This is a genomic window from Shewanella marisflavi (assembly GCF_002215585.1).
GTDB classification, from domain to species: domain Bacteria; phylum Pseudomonadota; class Gammaproteobacteria; order Enterobacterales; family Shewanellaceae; genus Shewanella; species Shewanella marisflavi.
In genome coordinates, this window is sequence record NZ_CP022272.1 from 2490336 (window position 1) to 2509678 (window position 19343).

Annotated in this window: 17 protein-coding genes; 8 read left to right on the forward strand and 9 right to left on the reverse strand. The window is 50.9% G+C overall.

The genetic code is table 11. The features are described from left to right. The first annotated feature begins 191 nt into the window (after positions 1 to 191). Both CFF01_RS10900 and CFF01_RS10905 read left to right on the forward strand, forming a co-directional pair. Positions 192 to 1013: a DUF2797 domain-containing protein gene (locus CFF01_RS10900; RefSeq protein ID WP_088904808.1), complete on the forward strand. Its 822-nt coding sequence runs from the start codon at positions 192 to 194 to the stop codon at positions 1011 to 1013. Between the two features lie 259 nt (positions 1014 to 1272). After that, a complete protein-coding gene (locus CFF01_RS10905; RefSeq protein ID WP_088904809.1) occupies positions 1273 to 3405 on the forward strand; it encodes a TonB-dependent receptor in 2133 nt (710 codons plus the stop codon). A gap of 121 nt (positions 3406 to 3526) precedes the next feature. Here CFF01_RS10905 and CFF01_RS10910 read toward each other — a convergent pair whose 3' ends face one another. The 3 genes from CFF01_RS10910 to CFF01_RS10920 form a co-directional block, all read right to left on the reverse strand. After that, positions 3527 to 3961 (reverse strand): hypothetical protein, encoded by a 435-nt coding sequence (locus CFF01_RS10910; protein WP_088904810.1) that lies wholly within the window; start codon positions 3959 to 3961, stop codon positions 3527 to 3529. Positions 3962 to 4042: 81 nt separating this feature from the next. Beyond that, positions 4043 to 4636, reverse strand: coding sequence for a DUF4136 domain-containing protein (locus CFF01_RS10915; RefSeq protein WP_088904811.1), 594 nt, complete (start codon positions 4634 to 4636; stop codon positions 4043 to 4045). 223 nt (positions 4637 to 4859) lie between these two features. Beyond that, the gene (locus CFF01_RS10920; RefSeq protein ID WP_088904812.1) at positions 4860 to 7724 is read right to left on the reverse strand and encodes a M9 family metallopeptidase; all 2865 of its coding nucleotides are present in this window, start codon (positions 7722 to 7724) and stop codon (positions 4860 to 4862) included. A 345-nt stretch (positions 7725 to 8069) separates the two neighbouring features. Between CFF01_RS10920 and CFF01_RS10925 the strand changes: the two genes are divergently transcribed. From CFF01_RS10925 to CFF01_RS10935, 3 genes are read left to right on the forward strand one after another with little or no spacing between them, the layout of a single operon-like run. After that, positions 8070 to 8666 (forward strand): LysE family translocator, encoded by a 597-nt coding sequence (locus CFF01_RS10925; protein ID WP_033540815.1) that lies wholly within the window; start codon positions 8070 to 8072, stop codon positions 8664 to 8666. 21 nt (positions 8667 to 8687) lie between these two features. Beyond that, a complete protein-coding gene (locus CFF01_RS10930; RefSeq protein ID WP_088904813.1) occupies positions 8688 to 9263 on the forward strand; it encodes a DUF1415 domain-containing protein in 576 nt (191 codons plus the stop codon). A 20-nt stretch (positions 9264 to 9283) separates the two neighbouring features. Next, entirely contained in the window at positions 9284 to 10027 is a 744-nt protein-coding gene (locus CFF01_RS10935) for a ribonuclease H1 domain-containing protein (protein WP_088904814.1), read from the forward strand. Positions 10028 to 10048: 21 nt separating this feature from the next. Here the strand turns inward: CFF01_RS10935 and CFF01_RS10940 are convergent, their stop codons facing one another. The 3 genes from CFF01_RS10940 to CFF01_RS10950 all read right to left on the reverse strand — a co-directional run bounded on the left by CFF01_RS10940 (position 10049) and on the right by CFF01_RS10950 (position 12213). Further along, positions 10049 to 10279, reverse strand: coding sequence for a diguanylate cyclase (locus CFF01_RS10940; protein WP_157704985.1), 231 nt, complete (start codon positions 10277 to 10279; stop codon positions 10049 to 10051). Beyond that, on the reverse strand, positions 10221 to 11528 hold the full coding sequence (locus CFF01_RS10945; RefSeq protein WP_198387036.1) for a sensor domain-containing diguanylate cyclase: 1308 nt from the start codon (positions 11526 to 11528) through the stop codon (positions 10221 to 10223). Before CFF01_RS10945 ends, CFF01_RS10940 begins: the two co-directional genes overlap by 59 nt. A 202-nt stretch (positions 11529 to 11730) precedes the next feature. Then, positions 11731 to 12213: an HPP family protein gene (locus tag CFF01_RS10950; RefSeq protein WP_033540812.1), complete on the reverse strand. Its 483-nt coding sequence runs from the start codon at positions 12211 to 12213 to the stop codon at positions 11731 to 11733. Positions 12214 to 12311: 98 nt separating this feature from the next. Here CFF01_RS10950 and CFF01_RS10955 point away from each other — a divergent pair, with 98 nt between their 5' ends. The 3 genes from CFF01_RS10955 to CFF01_RS10965 all read left to right on the forward strand — a co-directional run bounded on the left by CFF01_RS10955 (position 12312) and on the right by CFF01_RS10965 (position 14885). Beyond that, positions 12312 to 12875: a TetR/AcrR family transcriptional regulator gene (locus CFF01_RS10955; RefSeq protein WP_088904817.1), complete on the forward strand. Its 564-nt coding sequence runs from the start codon at positions 12312 to 12314 to the stop codon at positions 12873 to 12875. Between the two features lie 147 nt (positions 12876 to 13022). Further along, the gene (locus CFF01_RS10960) at positions 13023 to 13451 is read left to right on the forward strand and encodes an LETM1 domain-containing protein (RefSeq protein ID WP_088904818.1); all 429 of its coding nucleotides are present in this window, start codon (positions 13023 to 13025) and stop codon (positions 13449 to 13451) included. 72 nt (positions 13452 to 13523) lie between these two features. Next, positions 13524 to 14885, forward strand: a complete 1362-nt coding sequence (locus tag CFF01_RS10965; protein WP_088904819.1) for a leucyl aminopeptidase family protein — start codon at positions 13524 to 13526, stop codon at positions 14883 to 14885. A gap of 97 nt (positions 14886 to 14982) precedes the next feature. Here the strand turns inward: CFF01_RS10965 and CFF01_RS10970 are convergent, their stop codons facing one another. The 3 genes from CFF01_RS10970 to CFF01_RS10980 form a co-directional block, all read right to left on the reverse strand. Then, positions 14983 to 16578, reverse strand: a complete 1596-nt coding sequence (locus CFF01_RS10970; RefSeq protein WP_033539634.1) for an ABC-F family ATPase — start codon at positions 16576 to 16578, stop codon at positions 14983 to 14985. A 220-nt stretch (positions 16579 to 16798) separates the two neighbouring features. Beyond that, positions 16799 to 18862 carry a S9 family peptidase gene (locus tag CFF01_RS10975; RefSeq protein WP_088904820.1) on the reverse strand — a complete coding sequence of 688 codons (2064 nt, stop codon included), beginning with the start codon at positions 18860 to 18862 and terminating at the stop codon, positions 16799 to 16801. 12 nt (positions 18863 to 18874) lie between these two features. Beyond that, positions 18875 to 19129, reverse strand: coding sequence for a hypothetical protein (locus CFF01_RS10980; RefSeq protein ID WP_088904821.1), 255 nt, complete (start codon positions 19127 to 19129; stop codon positions 18875 to 18877). Positions 19130 to 19343 lie beyond the last annotated feature (214 nt).

The window sequence follows — 19343 nt, forward strand, 5'->3', positions numbered from 1 at the left end:
ACTATTCAGCAAACACAATAAATCCCCCCCATCCCCTCACCCACCCAAAGCAACATGTTCAAATTCTCCATGGCAGCACCTAGATGCTGGCCCACGCCATTTTCATCTTGCCCCCTTTAACTGTTACACTCATCACAAATTAACGAAGAGTCAGCGCTGCGGCGAATGACTCCAACGCAATTGAGAGTGTCATGCAAGGAACCTTGAGAAAAATGCGCACCAGGCTCGATGAGCAGGGCCTGGCCAGTTACCATATGCTGTTGGGCGACAATGAAGTCGAGCTTAACCCTCTGATCGGCAGCAAGATAAACTTAACCCACACAGGTAATATCTTTTGCTGCAACTGCGGCAAGAAAACCAAGAAGAGTTACTCCCAGGGCCACTGCTTCGTCTGCATGAAGAAGCTAGCAAGCTGCGACATGTGCATCATGAAGCCCGAAACCTGTCATTTTGCCGAAGGCACCTGCCGCGAACCCGAGTGGGGTGAGGCCAACTGTTTTGTGCCTCACTATGTCTACCTCTCCAACACCTCGGGACTTAAGGTCGGGATCACTCGTCATACTCAGTTACCAACCCGCTGGATAGATCAGGGCGCCACTCAGGGCCTGCCTATTCTTAAAGTCTCCAGTCGTCAGCTATCTGGCCTTATTGAAGTAGAGCTAGCCAAAATGATTGCCGACAAGACCAACTGGCGCGCCATGTTGAAAGGTAATGCCGAGCCCTTGCCGCTAAAACAACACGCCGAGGAGTTGCTGCCGCAAATTGAGCAGCATATACATAGCCTGGCGATGGCCCATGGCGAATATGCCATCGAGCGACTGGATGAGGAGATAGTGGCTATCGACTACCCGGTGAGTGAGTTTCCGACCAAGATAGCCTCCCACAACTTCGACAAAGACCCGAATGTAAGTGGCACCTTGTTGGGCATTAAGGGTCAGTATCTGATCTTCGACACCGGCGTCATCAACCTGCGTAAGTTTACCGCCTACGAGGTAAGCTTTAGCGCTAATTAAACGTCTGATACGCAATTAGGCCTGCATACCATCGATGTGTGCAGGCCTAAAGCCCCACTCAAAGGCAATAAACAGCTTAATTAGCCAGCCTAAATGACCCCATAGCAACAGCCGCCCTAATAAATACATCGTTCAATACGTTACTGCCAACCTCTTTAAAATGTAACATATGTAAATTCCAAGCAAATACAAATGATAATCTATATCATTCGCATCAAATAATTGTTACCCATTATTCGGACACACTTAGGATAATTTGATGCCATCACACTTCACCCTAAAAAAATCCCCTTTAGCTCTCTATACCAGTCTGTTTTGTCTTGGCCTGATAAGCCCTAGCGTCATCGCCGATGATACTGGCATAGAGCGTATCATTGTCACCGGTAGCCGCAGCGCCGAGAGCATCGAAGAGGTGCCCTCCTCTGTCACCTTGATCGACAACAAGACCTTGGCGCAGGACATGCAGATCACCTCCGAGCTACAAAACATGTTGGCCTTTCGTGTACCGGGCATGGCGCCCAGCACTGGCACCTCGAGTAATGCCGGCCAGACTTTGCGAGGTCGTAAGGCATTGGTGATGATCGACGGTGTACCTCAGTCCACTCCGCTGAGAAACGGCAGTTTAGGTATACGTTCTATCGATCCTAGCGCAATTGAGCGTATCGAAGTGATCAAGGGCGCAACCTCTATCTATGGTAATGGCGCGTCAGGCGGGATCATCAACTACATCACCAAGACCCCTAGCAGCGATGCCAAGGCGAGCGTCGAACTGGGGGCATCGAGCAAATTCAGTGCGGTTAAATTTGAAGACAGCGCAGGTTATCGCTATCACGCCAGCCTGGACGGGACACTGGACAAATTCAGCTATGTGGTCAGCGCGGTAGAAGAAGAAACAGGCCTGGAATATGACGCCGAGGGCGACATCATAGGGCTTATCTACGGCCTGTCTGAAACCAAGTCGCAAAACCTGTTTACCAAGCTGGCCTATGAGTTCGACAGTGAGAAACAACTTCAGCTGACCTACAACTATTATGAGGCGCAGCAAAATGCCGAGCTGGTGGATGTCACTGGCAGTGTCAACAGCGGCGAGAAGACCTATGCCATCAAGAGCAGCGCGCCTAAACCCGGTGTGCCACAAGGGCCAAGAGGCAACCACAACCTGATGCTCAAATACACAGATCAGGAGCTCTTCAACCAGACTCAACTGACCTTAGATGCCTACTATCAGAAGATTGAAAACATGTTCTTCTACTCGGCGGCGCTGGCCAATCCCAGCGAGGGGTATGATGGTGGCCAATCGCTGATCCGCTCGGAAAAACGTGGCCTGAGGGTGAACTTCAACAGCTACACTGACTGGGACAATGTGTCGGCAAGCTTCATCTATGGTATCGATGCCCTGAACGATATCAGCTCGCAACCTCTGAATGATGGCCGCATCTGGGTGCCCGAGATGGACATGAGCAACCTGGCGGGTTATCTGCAAACTAAGTGGGTGATCTATGATGACTGGATCCTCAAGGCGGGATTACGCCACGACAGAGTCGACATTAGCGTCGATGACTATGAAACCCTTAAGGTGTGCCGCACCGCAGAGACTTGCTCTGTCCCCTTCGATGTCACAGGTGGTGAACTTAACTTTACCTCCACCACTTATAATCTAGGGCTGCGCTATCAGCTAAGCGATGCCTTTAGCCCATTCGCCAGCTTCTCTCAGGGCGCCGACATCTCTGATCTAGGCAGATTACTGCGCACGGCAACCGTTAACGATATCTCGCTGATTCAGACCGAGGCCTCTATCGTCGACAACTATGAGATTGGTTTCTCAGGCCAGTATGACAAATTGAGCTATGAGCTGGCGGCCTATCGCAGCACCTCAGAGCTGGGGACCAGCAATGCCTATGATCCGGTAACAGGGGTCTATATGCCGGTGCGCGCCCCGCAAAAAATTTGGGGCTATGAGGCACAATTGGCCTACCAATGGTTGGATAACCTAGGCACAGATTTCAGCTACAGCTGGGTAGAAGGAAAAGATACCGAAAAGGATATCTATTTGGACGGCCAGGTGATCTCGGCGCCGAAATTCACCGCTTCGGTCAACTGGCAGCCGATTGACGATGCCAACATCGCCATCAACTACCTGTATGTGGGCGATCGCAAGCGATTTGAGCCAGTCAATGGCCAGTATGTGGGTGCCCAAGGTCCAGTCAGCCATTACAACCTGGTTAACCTAAGCGGTAGCTACCAACTAGATAACTGGCAGTTTAGCCTAGGGGTAGAGAACCTGTTAAATGAAGACTACTACTCTGCGCGCTCTCAGGCCTTTACCTATAGCGGCTACAACACTAAAGGGTTGGGGACCACCATCAACCTTGGCGTGAAGGCACGTTTTTAGCGGCCAATAAAAAGCGCCGCACAGTCTAACTGGCGGCGCTTATGACATACTTTTGATCGGTAAAGGGCTAATGGTTAAGCGATGCATGTCGCTTTGACGTTAGCCATTTTCAGCTATTATTTTAGTCGTCTGTTGCCTTATGTTTCCCCAGCACAGTGATCTTACCCTTCTTGGAGACCCCGGCAAGGCCCAATGCCTGGCTACCGACGCTGTCATAGGTGAGTTCAATTCGCTCAAGGTGCGCCTCTCCTTTTGGCACTATGATCGCCCGGCTCGATAACCCTTTGGTTAACACCCCGAGATTATCTACCTTCTTAGACTCACCATCGGACATAAACAGCTCTACCTGCTTGAGGTTCACCGTCCCTTGTTCACATTTAAGCTTAATACTGACTAAGTCCTGCTCCTTGCGACCCAAGTTTATCTTATCCACCTCGGCCTTATAGTCGACCGTCTTCTGAGCGATCTCACTCCACTCCCCAGCCTTCACTGGTTGCGTCAACAAAGGCAGTAGTAGCCCCATCACCATTAAGCCTTTAACTGTGTGTCGTAACATCTCAATACTCCTTATCTCAAACGGTCACAATAATCATTGCCACACACTAGCTTAGTCTATCTGTGCGGCGCTGATGATCCGTTAAAGTTGTTGCGGTAGCTCGCTGAGCATCTTAGTGATCACCCTAGACAATCTGCTATCAGTCCCCTCTTTTGCCTGTGCATTGTCCTGACTCAAAGGCGTAAACCCTTGTGCCAGCACCTGCCATCTTGGCGAAGCGAGTTTGGGATCAAACACCATTAACAGTACAGTTCCCTTCTCATAGCGCCCCATGTCGACTCCCTGATTAGATGCACCAGGCACTAGCCCAACCTTTTGCAAGATCTCGCTATCACTCATCTTGTCGCCTAATGCCACACCATAGCCTATCAACAGATCCGGCGATTGTGACATTGAAACTTCTTGATACCCCTTGGCCAACATCACTGCCTGAATCGCCTCACGCATACGCGTCTTTAACGCATCGGGCTGCACCTCATCACCTACCCTTAACTCGGCAACACCAGGATGTAACGCAAAGCGAGATGGCTGGTCACCAAGAAACCTCAAATCGCCGCTGGCCACCAGGGTTAAACGATCCTCAGGTGTCATAGGCAGTTGCAAGGGCGTCTCCTCGGTAACAGTGCAGGCGGTGACACTCATCATGAGTATCAGGCTAAGCAAGCATGTTTTCATTGGCTATCCTTATCAAAAGTGTAAAAGTCAGTATCTAAAATCAGTCGCATCGTGACCAGAATGAACAAAGTATAAGCTAAGTATCATGAACCTAGGCTGACAAAACGTTAACATTCATCTCCTTAGTGTATCTGTTCACATTTTGGCCCTTTCAAACCCGCCAGGACCAAAAGTAAAAACGCCAGCACAAGGCCGGCGTTTATCATGGTGAGGCGTATCGCTTTTAGTTCGCCTCGAGCGTCACCACTAAACTGGCACCACTGCTCGAAGGCGCACCATCTGCGCTGACATAGAACCAGCCTTCTGTCGGTGCGGCCACACGGATCTTTTCCTGATTACCGGTATTGTCCGACTTGTACTGATAATCTGAAGGGCTCGCCCAGGTCGCGCCATTGGCGTATAGATCCAGGTTACCACTGCCGTGATCCGTATTGATCTCAATGGCCGCAGTGTTGGCCGGCACATAGAAATAGTAACTGGAGTGCCCGTCGGCCACACAGACGGCTTGGCCAAATTCTACGCCACCATAGCTGTATGGGGTGTTGCTAACGCAGGCATCCTCGACACCAGCATCACCACCATTATCGGGAGTTCCATCAGCTGTTTGACTTACCTTTAGGGTCACCCCATCAAACGCAGTAACGGCCACTGTCGAAATATAGACCCAACCACGATTGGCAATAACACTTATCAGCTCATCGTTACCTGTGCTCTGTGACTTGACGTCATAGTCACTGGTCGAGGCCCAGGTTTGCTGGTTAAAGTAGATATCCAGATCCCCTTCACCACCTGAGGTACTGATGTACAGCTGTGTATTATCTTGATCGACATAGGTGTAGTAATAATTGATCCCTGTGCCCGCCACACATTCAGCCTGCTCCTGAATGAGTTTGCCATCGGTAATGCTTGTGTCGCCGCAATGGCTCACGGGCCCACCACCATTGGCGGCATCGGCGTTATCGCCAATACCATTTCCGTTCTCATCGGCCCACTCGGTAGGATCGCTTGGAAAGGCATCTTCACTGTCGATCACCCCGTCGCCATCGCTATCAATCGGCGTGACTATGCCGCCATCAAGTGGTGTGTCATTACTGGATACCGTCAAAAGCCAGCTATTCCATTCACTGTCATACTGAGTGCCAATAGTGTTATCGATATAGCTGAGCCAAGCAGCCGCATCTCCGGCGCGGGCGTACACCAGAAGCGCGTCAACATCACTTCTGTGCTGTTCAAACAGAAAGCGCACTGCTAAGTAGCCCCAACGGTAGACTCTCTCTGTACCACTGTCATAGGTATTGGCCAGGATCTCACTGAGGCTGAAGCTTTGACTACGCCCAATAGCGATCGCCTCGTCATTACGATTTTGCTGAGAAATATATTCAGCCAATCCTTCTGACCACCATACCGATTTACCAGTATCGATATCGAAATGGCTAAAACCACCGTACAGATTAAAGCGACCATCGAGATAATGCACATACTCATGTCTGAGATTCCACACCAAAATATCTTCAGTCCAGGTGGCCTCATGTGCAATAAAACGGGCTTGGTTATCCGGGTTGGAGGGGGTGCCTTCGAGGTACATACCGCCATTGTCTGTGTTGATGCCAAAAATAATACCGGCATAGGCATCATAGTCATCATAACTGTCGAAGATATTGACCTCGAGATCCTGATTGTAATCATCGGCCACGGGGTCGCCGCTGGTCGCCAGCACCTGATGGAACAGCACTTCTTCATCCCCCATCAAATCACACGACTGCTGTAGCTCCTGATTGGTAAGTTGCTGCGCGCGGATCTTAATGGTGTCAGAGCAGCTATAGTGAATACCAAGCACGCTACTTTCCAGCTCAGCTTCCCAGCCGCAGATCCCAAAGCTGTCGCACTGTCCAGGGTTGTAGTAATCCAGATAACCAGCGGCATCAGCCCACTGCTTAGACAGGCGGGCAAACTTACTCATATATTGCTGCACGCCATCGTTGAGCGAAAGCTTCAGACTCTCAGGCAGCCCCCAGTATTTCTGGTACTCATAGAAACGGCCAAACTCATGAAAGGCATCTGAGGATTCGAAGGCATAATTAGAGTTGATGATATAGTCTGAGGTCGCCACCTTAAGCAGCGCGGCGCGCAAAGCATCATACTCCATTGAGGCCTTAGTGTACTTCTCATCCCAATTGCCACGATAAAGGGTGGTTAGCGCCTTAGTCAGTGCACTTCTATGATACCAGGATGCCAGATGCTGCTCGCTAAACTGATCAAGATATTGTGTGATCACCGCCACCGAATCATAGTAGTTGTAAGAACTGTCCCAAGCGATGAAATACTCCTGCAATGTGTTGCCCTGCATGTCGCTCAGGCTGGCCATAGCCGGGTTTTTCGCATATTCGAGTAGCAGTTCGCGCATGGCATCGCTGGCGCGAGTATCGCTATAGCTCAAATCCTCGTTATAGTATTCGATATAAAATGCGCCACGTAGAAAGTAGAACAGGTTAAATAACTCACTACCGCTACTGCTGTCATAGGTCGCCGCGCTGGCCTTAGCCAAATTCGCCACCGCGACCACATTGTCGGCCTGATACGCCTTTACCGCCGTGGCGTCGTTACGAGAATATAACTCAGAGATACAGGAAAACTCCGCCTGACGAACAAAATCATACAGAGCCTGATCGGTTAACGTATCGAACTGGCTATAACCATTACAGGGGTCCGTCTCAGCCGCTGGCCCTTCAGCACCTTGATTGCCCTGAGCGCCCTGAGCGCCAAAAGGGCCTTGCAGAGCAGAGTGGCCATTAACCCCCTGCTGTGACTCTTGCCCTGTAACTGGTGGTGGCACCTTATCACCCTCAGTAACCAATGCGGCGCCTCTTGGCTTACGCGCAGCCTTATCGAAGCGCGCTTTGCTCTGGCCATTGTCAACATCAGCCCGTTGCACCGCCGCTTTCATCGTCTGTTGCGGCATGGGTTTAGAACGCGGCGCGTCATTGGCACTCACAACCTGTGGCGCCACAAGCAGTGAACAAGCTAACGCCAGGGCGGTGGGAGTAAAACGGCGAGTAAGCACACCGCGAGATATAATTGTCTTTGTCATAGTTGGTCTCCAGACCTATCGGCTCGGGCGAGCCGATCATTACTCAGGTTTAAGTCACTCGATTCACCTTCTTTGAGGTGTCGTTATCGAGCATTTAGCACATCCTTGTTAACCCGTAGTTAACAATTTATTGCAAGCAAGTTATATTTTATACAATATATAATTGCAAGCGAGACAGAGAAGATTTACATCACCAGATAGGTAAATCTGCCGATTTAAAGCTAAATAGTTAATGATTTACAGTGAGTTATAAAATGTGCAAAAGCTTGGGAAATTTTTCTGGTCAGAATGTCTTATGTCGGCGATCATAGGCCATCGTTAACAGGTACTAGAGACACACGCTACATGGAACTGGTTTTTGCCATCGCCCTTTTCGCCTTTTCCTCAGGGATCACCCCTGGGCCCAACAACATTATGTTGATGACCTCTGGCGTCAATTTTGGCATCAAGCCCAGTCTGCCCCACCTGGCGGGGATCTGTATTGGCTTTCCCTGCATGGTTCTGGCGATCGGTTTGGGATTGAGCGCCGTCTTTCAGGCCTACCCACTCTTGCACCTGATCATCAAATATATTGGTATCGCCTACCTGCTCTACCTGTCTTGGCTCATCGCCAACAGCAGCAGTAAGATGGAGGGTAAACAGACCGCTAAGCCACTCTCTTTTCTCCAAGCGGCGGCCTTTCAATGGGTCAACCCTAAGGGCTGGATCATGGCCGTGGGCGCTATTGCGACCTTTACTGTGATTGACCAACCACTAACACCACAAGTTCTCACCATCGCCAGCGTCTTCTTCAGCGTGGCACTGCCCTGCGCCTTGGTGTGGTTAGGCTTTGGTGTGGCACTCAAACGGTTACTTAAAAATCAACGTCAACAAAAAGGCTTTAACATTGCCATGGCACTCTTGCTTGTGGCCTCTATCATCCCTATGATCGCTCCTCAATAACGAGATCAAACGGAGCTGCCGGTGTCTGATACACAGGTCTATCACTGCGCTGAGGATGCGCCAATCGCCTTAGAAACCCAGAATTGGGTGGAAAAGGTGATCATGAAATACAACATCTGCCCCTTTGCCCGCCGTGAAGTGGAGCGTAACAGCATCCGCTATACGGTCGCCCAGCATAGTCAGATTGATAAAGTATTGGATGAGCTGATTCAGGAATGTCATTTGCTGGAGCAGCAGCCACAAATCGAGACCACACTGTTTATCATGCCACGGGGCTTTGAGGGCTTTTATCTCTACCTGGATCTGGTGGATATCGCCAACGACCTGCTTATCGAGCAGGGCTTTGAGGGGGTCTTTCAGCTCGCCAGTTTCCACCCGGATTACTGTTTCGAAGGCGAGCCCCAAGACAGCGCAGCAAACTACACCAACAGGGCTCCTTACCCAACACTGCATATCATACGAGAAGCCAGTATGGAGCGCGCCTTGGCCGATTATGACGATCCTGAGTCTATCCCCGAGCGCAATATCGCTTTTGCCGAACGTAAAGGCGAGGCCTTCTTCGTCAAGTTACTACAAAGCTGCAAACAGACCGATTAATTCAAGGGAAAGAGCAACCGATGGCAAGCAAATATTATGTGGTATGGGCAGGACGCGAGACGGGCATCTTTACCAGTTGGCCGCAAACCAAGGCGCTAGTGGACGGCTTTGCCGGGGCGCGCTATAAATCCTTCAAGACATTGGCAGAAGCAGAGGCCGCCTTTGGCGCTAAGCCCTCTCAGACCAGCAAGCCTAAAACGGCCAGTCGCAAAGCAAGCAGTCAGATCGCCGCGAGTGAACACCCCGACAGCGATATCGATATCTATACCGATGGCGGCTGTGAGCCCAATCCCGGCGAAGCAGGCTCAGGCCTGGCACTCTATCAAGCGGGTGAATTGACTGAGCTCTGGTATGGGCTTTATAACCCCAAGGGCACCAATAACACCGCCGAGTTAAACGCCCTATATCAGGCTCTCTTAATGGCGCAGCAATATAGCAAAATGGGCAAGAGCGTACATATTCACAGTGACTCCCAGTATGCGATCAATTGCATCACCAACTGGGCCTATGGTTGGAAGGCCAAGGGCTGGCAACGTAAAACCGGCGAGATAGCCAATCTTGAGATCATCCAGCAAGCCCATGAGTTATATGACAGTTTAAAAGCGGCCATCAAACTCACTCATGTGGCGGCGCATGTCGGCATTGAGGGCAATGAGCTGGCCGACCGCATGTCTATCCACGCCATCGACAGCAAGGAACCGAGCTTTTGCCGCTACTCGGCGCCGTTAGATATTCCGGCTTTATTGGCACTGCGGACGGGCTAATCCCCGTCCATAAAACACTCTCTAGATCACGACAACACAGTCGCGGCCATTCTCTTTAGCCCGGTAGAGCGCCTGATCTGCATCATTAAACAGCCTGTCTTGATCATCGTCCCAGCGATAGAGTGAGACGCCGGCGCTGACGGTGATAACCACCGGAAAGTCGCTCTCTTGGCTGCGATGTTTGATATCTTGCCTAAGTTTGTCGGCGAAAGAGGTCGCCCCTTCGCTGTCGGTATCCTCGAGAATGATCACAAACTCCTCGCCCCCCCCAGCGGCCAACAAAATCTGTCTTACGTATCGCCTCTTTGAAGATTTTAGCCACCCGCTGCAACACATCATCGCCCACCAGATGGCCATGCTTATCGTTGACCGCCTTGAAATGATCGATATCGAAGATACACACCGCCAGCGAGGTCTGCTGTCGATTGCTGCGACTAATCGCTGCCGCCAGTTGATGGTTAATGGCGCGACGATTGGCGACCTTGGTTAAGGGATCGGTATTGGCCTGAGACTTATACTGCATCTCGTCACTGAGATCTTTAATCACCACAATGCTGTGTTTCTCACCACCAACCCCATAGGTGGCGATAGAGATACTGGCGGGAAAAACATCACCATTCAATTTCTTACCGTAAAAAATAGTATTACGTTGGGACATGGGTTGCACCCGGTCTGACTTTTGAAACTCCATACGCAGCTTCTTATGCTTCTTCTTGGTAGCACTGGGCACCAGATCATCGACATTTATTTTATTTAGCGCCCGCTCAGAAAACCCAAACAGCCGCATGGTTTCCCTATTGGCAGAGATGATGGTGCCATGCTCGTTGACCGAAAAGATAGCATTAGGCGCACAGCGAAAGATCATTTCGAGATCTTTTAGCTTGATGGCCAGACGTTTATTCACATATCGGATGAAGCTAAACACTAAGATACTAACCAGCACCAGGGCAAAGAGGATCACCAGCAACATTTGATTCAGACGTTGATGGGCACTTTCCGCCCGTTGAAACAGGCTGTTTGGCACCTGGCTCTGACTGGCAAGAATGGTGGCTATCGCCGCAATTGCAGCAGTGTCATCCACCCTCACCGCCAAATCGATAGCTTGAACGTCGCGCTTTTGCTCCACCATCTGGCGCAAGCGTGGCAGATGTTGTCGATATTGTTCCACTACAGACGCTATCGCCTTCACCTGAGCCTCATGTTCGGGAGCAAGCTGAGCATACTTACCTAATGAGCGCAGCCCTAGCTCAATCTCAGCTTCAGCGCGCCTCAAATAACTGAGATCGTGACGAATAACGGCATTTTTGAAGTCGTGAATAAAGCCTCCGTAGCCTAATGCCACCATGGCATCGTTAAACAAGGCCGTCTTATCCAGTTCCTCATAGGTGTGATGCTTCCAGTCCTGCTGAGACTGATTAATGCTAGCCATCAAAATATAAAACGCCGCGATGAGAAAGACGAGATACAAGATAGCCAAACTGTATATTTTAAAAACCTTCATGGGATGGCGCATTCACGTTTCATCCTTAAACAGAACAGCCGCCATACGGCGATGATTCGTTGCAGGCGCTGTGCTCACATTACTGGCGGCAATAGCCACTAAATAGGAACGCGGTTAAGCGCCGCCAACAGAATGAAAAGTATAGTCCACTTCAACCTAGATACCTGAAATTAAGCACAAAAGTCGTAGTTGCTGCGGGTCATTAATCCAACGCTGCTTGGCTCTGCTGCAGGTTTTGGCGTGCCAGACGTTTGTGCATCAGCGCGATAAGCTTACCCACCAGCACAATAATCACAGCCCCGGTCAACACAGGCGAAAAAAGAAACCACCAATCCTGGCCTGTCAACATCACCAATAACGGCGTCGCACCCGCCGGTGGATGAGTTGTCTTAGTCAGTAGCATGGCGCTAACAGCAAGGCCGCTGGCCAGAGCCAGGGTAAACGGATTGACACCGACATAGTGGAAAAAATAGAGGCCGATGGCGCAGGTTAACAGATGACCGAAGATCACGTTTCTTGGTTGCGCCAGCGGGCTCTCAGGCACGCCAAACACCAACACAGCCGTGGCACCGAACGGGACCATCAACAGCACCAGATCGGACTGCAGCGTTTCGGCGTATGACAGAAGGCCAATCGCCAAGGCGGCACCCATTCCAGAAATTAACGCAAAAGCCAGTTTATTCATCTTGATCTTTTCACTCCGCAAATGTAGACAAGTCTGTCTACTCGCAAGAGTAGACAACCTAGTCTACCGATGTCAAGATATAAAAAAGCGAGGCGATCATGACAGATAAGCGACAACAACTAATCGATACCGCCCTCAGCCTCTTTATTAAGCGAGGGATCAATCTGGTGGGCATCAACGAGGTGCTTAAAGTCTCTGGGGTGGCCAAGAAGACTCTTTATCACCACTTCAGCAGCAAAGAGGCGCTGATCGTTGCCGTGCTTGAGACCCGCCACAAAATTTACATCGACTGGCTCAATCAGAGGTTAAGCCAAGGCCAGGACGACTTTGGTAAAATTGAAGGGCTCTTTGCCGCCCTCGATGATTGGTTTAATGATCGCGTGCCTGAGCTGAGTGAATTTCATGGCTGCCTGTTTATCAATTCGGCCATTGAATGTGGTGACAGTCGCTGTCAGGTATCACGCTTTGCCAAGTATCATAAGCAGGCCGTCAGAGAACTGATTCGCGAGCATCTCGAGCAGCAAGACGACGCCCTGCTGGACCTTATCTGTCTACTCAAAGAAGGGGCAATAGTCTCGGCCATGGTGAGTCAGAATAAACAGGCCGCTAAGCCTTGCCCGGCGTTCATTGCCACCTACCTAAATGGAAAAAAGTGTGAGTGAGCATGGTAAAGAATTGTTCTCACTGACGCGCCATAGGGTAAGGATCAAGTTCATGCCCGAATTGGCCTTAAGCCTCCTGAGTATCAAGCATAAAAACAGCAATATTAAATGTTGGGTCTCATCGATAGCTTGTGAGACAATCGCGCCATGAAAATCTATCGTAAGTTACACAAGGCCCCTTTTAGAGTGCTGCGCATTAGTCGCCGCCGCTTTGGGCTGCGTTTGAAACGGGACATGCTTGCGCTCAAAGATGCCCTGGCCCAGGAAAAACAGGAAACCAAGGATATGTTGGTTGCCTATAAGCGTTACACCCGCAAACAGGCCAGTAAAGAGGAGCTTCGCCTGGCCAATAAGCAGCTGGCAGACCTGATCAAAGGCCTGGGGCTTAGCGTCTTTGCCGTACTGCCTTTTGCCCCTATCACCATTCCCGTAGTGGTAAAACTGGGGAAGTTAGTCGGGGTCGAAGTACTGCCCAGCTCCTTCAATAATCTCTCCGAACGCAAGGTGCAACTTGGCCGTGAGGCTCAAGCCACTAAACGTGCTCTCAAGGCTGTAGAAAAAGCCAGCAGTGAATAATCCTCCGCTTTCGTCTCAAGGGGCGGGCATGCTAATCTAAGTTGAATTTTGACCTCAATAAGATGATGCCCAATGACTCAAATACTCCTCTCTGGTTCCGAAGGGATCCCACTGACACTGCTCAGTACCAATGATTATAACGACTGGCTAAGCAGCCAAGACAAAACGGTAAAAAACTGGTTAACCAACACCCAATTCAGCGGTAAAGGCATGAGCCTGATCCCAGGCAGTGAGGGCGCACTCAGCCAAGCCCTCTATGTCACCGATGATAAAGACTCCCACTGGGTTTTCGGCGATCTGGTTAACGAGCTACCTGCGGGCCAATACCTGCTCGATGCCGATGCGCAAACCTGTAAGCTCGCAGGCTTTAGCTGGGCCTTAGGCGCTTACAAGTTTGATCGCTACAAACGCAATGACAAGACCTACCCTCAACTGGTACTCAAAGACGCTGCACTGGTTGCCCAGACCTTACAGATGGTGCGTTCGGTATCGATAGTGCGCGATCTGGTCAACACCCCTGCCGCCGACATGATGCCTCAGCACCTTGGCGAAACCATGGAGTCATTGGCAGCCGAGTTCGGTGCCAAGGTCACCCAGATCGTCGGCGATGACCTGCTAACCCACAACTACCCCACCATTCATATGGTTGGCCGCGCCAGCCACAATGCGCCGCGCCTGATCGACCTCACCTGGGGCGATGAAGATGCACCTAAGGTCACCTTGGTGGGCAAAGGCGTCTGCTTCGACTCAGGCGGATTAGATCTTAAACCTGGTGCAGGCATGCGCCTGATGAAGAAAGATATGGGCGGTGCAGCTCATGTTATCGGCCTTGCCCACCAGATCATGGCAGCTAAGTTGCCAGTGCGTCTGCGTGTATTGGTGCCTGCGGTGGAAAACGCCGTGTCGGCCAACGCCTTCCGTCCAGGTGATGTGATCACTACCCGCAAGGGGCTTACGGTCGAAATTGACAACACTGACGCCGAAGGCCGTCTGGTACTGTGTGACGCCTTGGCCGAAGCCAATGACGACAAGCCCGATCTGCTGATCGATTTCGCGACCCTCACGGGCGCCATGCGTATCGCCCTGGGTACCGAGCTCCCTGGCTTCTTCAGTAACGATGATGAGGTCGCAGCGGGGATCACTGCATCCGGTCTGGCGGTAGAAGATCCTGTGTGGCGCATGCCGCTGCACAAGCCTTATTTTGACCTGACCGGCAGTGATATCGCCGATCTGGCCAACTGCGGCAAGGTGCCCTTTGGCGGCGCCATCACGGCGGCCCTCTACCTGGAAGCCTTCGTCGACGAGGAGATCAGCTGGACCCATTTCGACGTTATGGCCTGGAATACCCGCAAACTACCGGGTCGCCCCATCGGCGGTGAAGCCTTCGGTATCCGCGCCGTGTTCGACTACCTGGCCGAACGCTTCGCCAAGTAGCCTGATACAAAAATAAGCGATAAAAAAGCCCAAGTGATGATTCACTTGGGCTTTTTATTAGCCTAACAGACTAGGTTCTACTGACAGCTGACGAGATTTATTCCTCTACGCCTTTGCTGCGCAGGAACTCATCATAGGTGCCCTTGAAGTCATTCACGCCCTGTGGGGTGATCTCTATGATGCGGGTGGCCAGTGACGACACGAAAGCGCGGTCATGACTGACGAAGATCAAGGTACCTTCGTACATCTCCAGCGCATTGTTCAGTGACTCGATAGATTCCATATCCAAGTGGTTGGTCGGCTCATCCATCACCAGAATATTTGGCTTTTGCATGATCAGCTTGCCAAACAGCATACGTCCCTTCTCACCACCTGAGAGTACGCGTACCGACTTCTTAATATCGTCGGAGCTAAACAGCATACGGCCAAGGTAGCCACGTACACTCTGATCGTCATCTTCTGGTTTACGCCACTGACTCATCCAATCAAACAGTGTCATGTCATTTTCGAAATCCGATTCATGATCCTGAGCGTAGTAACCAATGGCAGCGTTTTCTGACCAATGAATGGTTCCTGTATCCTGTGGAATATCGTGGATCAGGGTGCGTAGCATGGTTGTCTTACCCACACCGTTTTCACCCAATACGGCGATACGCTCACCCACTTCGGCGATCAGGTTGAAGTCTTTAAACAACGGGCCGTTGTCATAACCTTTAGACAGCTCTTCAACCACCAAAGCATTACGGAAAAGTTTCTTCTCCTGCTCGAAGCGGATGAAAGGGTTAACACGGCTTGATGCTTTAACTTCTTCGAGCTTGATCTTATCGATCTGCTTAGCACGTGAAGTCGCCTGCTTCGCCTTAGAGGCGTTGGCAGAGAATCGCGCCACGAAGCCTTGAAGCTCGGCAATTTGCGCTTTCTTCTTGGCATTGTCAGACAATAGACGCTCACGGGCCTGAGTCGCCGCCGTCATATATTCGTCATAGTTACCCGGATAGACACGCAGCTCACCATAATCGAGATCCGCCATGTGGGTACACACAGAGTTGAGGAAGTATCTGTCGTGCGAGATGATGATCATGGTGCTGTTACGCTGGTTGAGCATCTCTTGCAACCAACGGATGGTATCGATATCCAAGTTGTTGGTGGGTTCGTCAAGCAGCAAGACATCTGGATCACTAAACAGCGCCTGAGCCAACAGCACACGTAGCTTGAAGCCTGGGGCGATTTCGCTCATTAAACCAAAATGTTGCTCTAGCGGAATACCTACACCGAGTAACAGTTCGCCGGCACGGCTTTCTGCGGTGTAACCGTCCATCTCGGCAAATTCCATCTCCAGCTCGGCCACCTTGATGCCATCTTCTTCGCTCATCTCTGGTAACGAATAGATGCGATCGCGCTCCTGCTTCACCTTCCACAGCTCGGTATGTCCCATGATCACAGTATCGACAACATTGAACTCTTCGTAGCCGAACTGGTTCTGGCTCAGTTTACCCAGACGCTCATTCACATCCAGAGAAACATTGCCCGATGTCGGCTCAAGCTCACCGCCTAGGATCTTCATAAAGGTTGATTTACCACAACCATTGGCGCCGATAAGACCGTAACGATTGCCGCCGCCAAATTTTACTGAGATGTTTTCAAACAGTGGCTTAGAGCCAAACTGCATGGTGATGTTCGCTGTAGTGATCAATGTGAAATTCCGAATAATTTAGTTAAGCGAAGCGCCGCCTGCCGGGTCGAAAACCCTCCATGGCAAACCTAAAGGTCGCCGGTGACAAGCTGATTAAAAACCGCGCTAAAGGGATATTTTAAAGCGCGCTACTATAGCCACTTTAGTCTGTTTTATCAACTTAAGCGGACTATTTTCCCACCGAGGCGATCGCAGCGAGCGAGTGACAAAGCGGCAGAATTTAGTGGCGTAAGGCCTCACCATTATCGATCAGTAACAGCGAGCGCTGATCAGCCTGACTGTCAGCTGGGCTAAAGCCAAACACCTGACCATAGAAGGAGAGCTCGGCATTTAACGCGGCAACACGATTGCGCGGCTTTTTCACCCCATGCCCTTCATCATCAAACAGCAGGTATGCCACGGGCACACCCCGACGTTTAAGGGCGGCATAGATAACATTCGATTGCTGCGCCGGCACCACAGGATCATTTGCGCCTTGCACAAGTAATAATGGCTCTTTCAAGTCATCCAGATGATAGAGGGGCGAACGCTCGCGGTAGAGAGGGGAATTGGGCTTAAGCTCTCCCACTAAATGATGCAAGTATCCCTGCTCGAACTTATGGGTCTCCCTGTCCAGAGCCATCAGATCGCTCATTCCCGAATAGACCACGCCCGCCTTAAAGGTGTTATAGAATGCCAGCGCCGAAAGCACGCTAAACCCGCCGGCGCTCATGCCGCGGATCGCCAACTTGTCAGGGTCGACCCAGCCACGACTCATTACGTAGTTGGCTGCCTCGATAGCATCTTCTACCTCCGCGCGGCCCCACAAACCATAAAGACTCTGACGATAGGCTCGGCCAAAGCCTGAGCTACCACGATAATTCACATCCAGCACCGCAAAGCCACGGCTGGTCCAAAACTGAATATCTCGGCGAAAGCTTAAACTGGCGCGCCAGGTGGGGCCACCATGGAGCATGATGATGAGAGGTGGGCGTTGATCATCCGGCGCGATATATTCAGGATTCATCGGGCCATAAAAATAACCATAAACAGGCAGGCCGCTGATATCGGATGTAAATTTAATCGGCTCTGCGCGTGAGACATATCGTGGATCCATTATGCAGAGTTTCGGGGCGTACGCCAGCTCCACCCCGCGCCCACGAATACGATAGATCCCCTTCTCTGGCGTTATCTTGCTGCCGACGAAATAAACACTATCAGGCCCCTTAACCAGTTGTTTCACCTCGGCGAACTCGGCGGCGATAGACTCGGTTATCCTAAGCTGGGTATAGAGACGCAAAAGATGAGTCTTGCCCTCATGCTGCACACTGGCGATGAGTTGATCATCGGTTTCAAAAGCATAGCTATGATTACCCAGTTGCCAGTCAGGGCTAGCAAACTCGGCCGCTTGTTCCAATACAGCCTCTGGCGAGCCATCAGGTTTGATACGATAGATATTCCACCAGTTTGTAAAATCGGCGATCACATACAGCTCGCCGCTGGGGCTGTATAACGGCTGGGTAATTGCCCCCTGCATCTGACTTAACAATCGTCTCGGGCGTACAATCCCCAGGTCAGGATCGAGGTCCGCCACCCAAAGCTCTGTGTTATCCCAGGGCATATTGGGCTGTTGCCAACTTATCCAGGCCAATTGGGTACCATCGGGCGATACTCGCGGCGAGCTGTAAAAGTCGCTGCCGCTGACCAAGGTTTCTCCCTCATTTTCAAAGTTGAGGTTAAGCGCTACCAAGCTCGCCTTAGGCACACCTGACACGCGATGATCTTCCCGTACACAGATAAGCCGAGACCCCTTTGAGTAAGAGACACAATCGGCATGTCGGGTATTGGCGGGCGTAATGACAACAGGCTGCTGATTTGGCGCGATACGATACAGCCTTTGATCATCGCGTTTTACCGCAAACAGGCTGCTGCCAATGGCCAGAATAGGCGCGCCGCCATATTCATGAACACGGCTTTTCACATCAAACTCTGAAGGGATAATATTGACTAAATCACCGGATAAGCCAAGTTTGTTGACCCCGACCTTGCCGCCGAGATTTGCATCAACCTGAGTGAAATAAACACCATCTTCGATGGGCATAAGTACCCCGAAGCTATCGGAGGGAGCATATACCGCCTTGGCTGACAGCAAAGAGTGCCAGCTGCCGTAATCTGCGATGAGGCGTCCGCTGCGCTCGTCGCGCAAAGGCTCAGGGACGGGGACTTGAAAAAGGCGCATCAAGAGCATGGCAGCCACGGCAAGCCACACAAGCACCCAAGTCAGGTTTTTTAACCGCCTCGCCATAGCATCACTTCACTAGTACTTTCGCCAAAAGAATATTTTACGTCGCAACCATATGAGGGTGAGTTTCTGCTTCTCGGCGCTTAGGCCAAAATAGATGCAGAGCCAGGGGGAGATCAGGATATACCAGGGTAAGACGTTGGCCGATGACTGCGTCACCAGCAGAAAGAAGAAACCAGTATAGATCACCACCACCCCAAGTACGCCTACAATCAACATCAGCGTCTTGGTCGCTTGTTCAAACCATATCATCTTTCTTTTCTTACTCATAAGGTTATACCAATCCTAGTGAATAACTGATCATTTCGGCTTGTTAACACGTCCGATAAGGGGATTTCTATTTTTGACTGTAGAATAACTACTTATCTAAAAATCCTGCCTTGTTCTCGAACGTTTTTCCCGCGCGATGTCTGATCACTTACTTACCGTGATTGGTATTAGATTACATCAAGTGGTGCGCCTTCGCACATTGCACTTTCACACA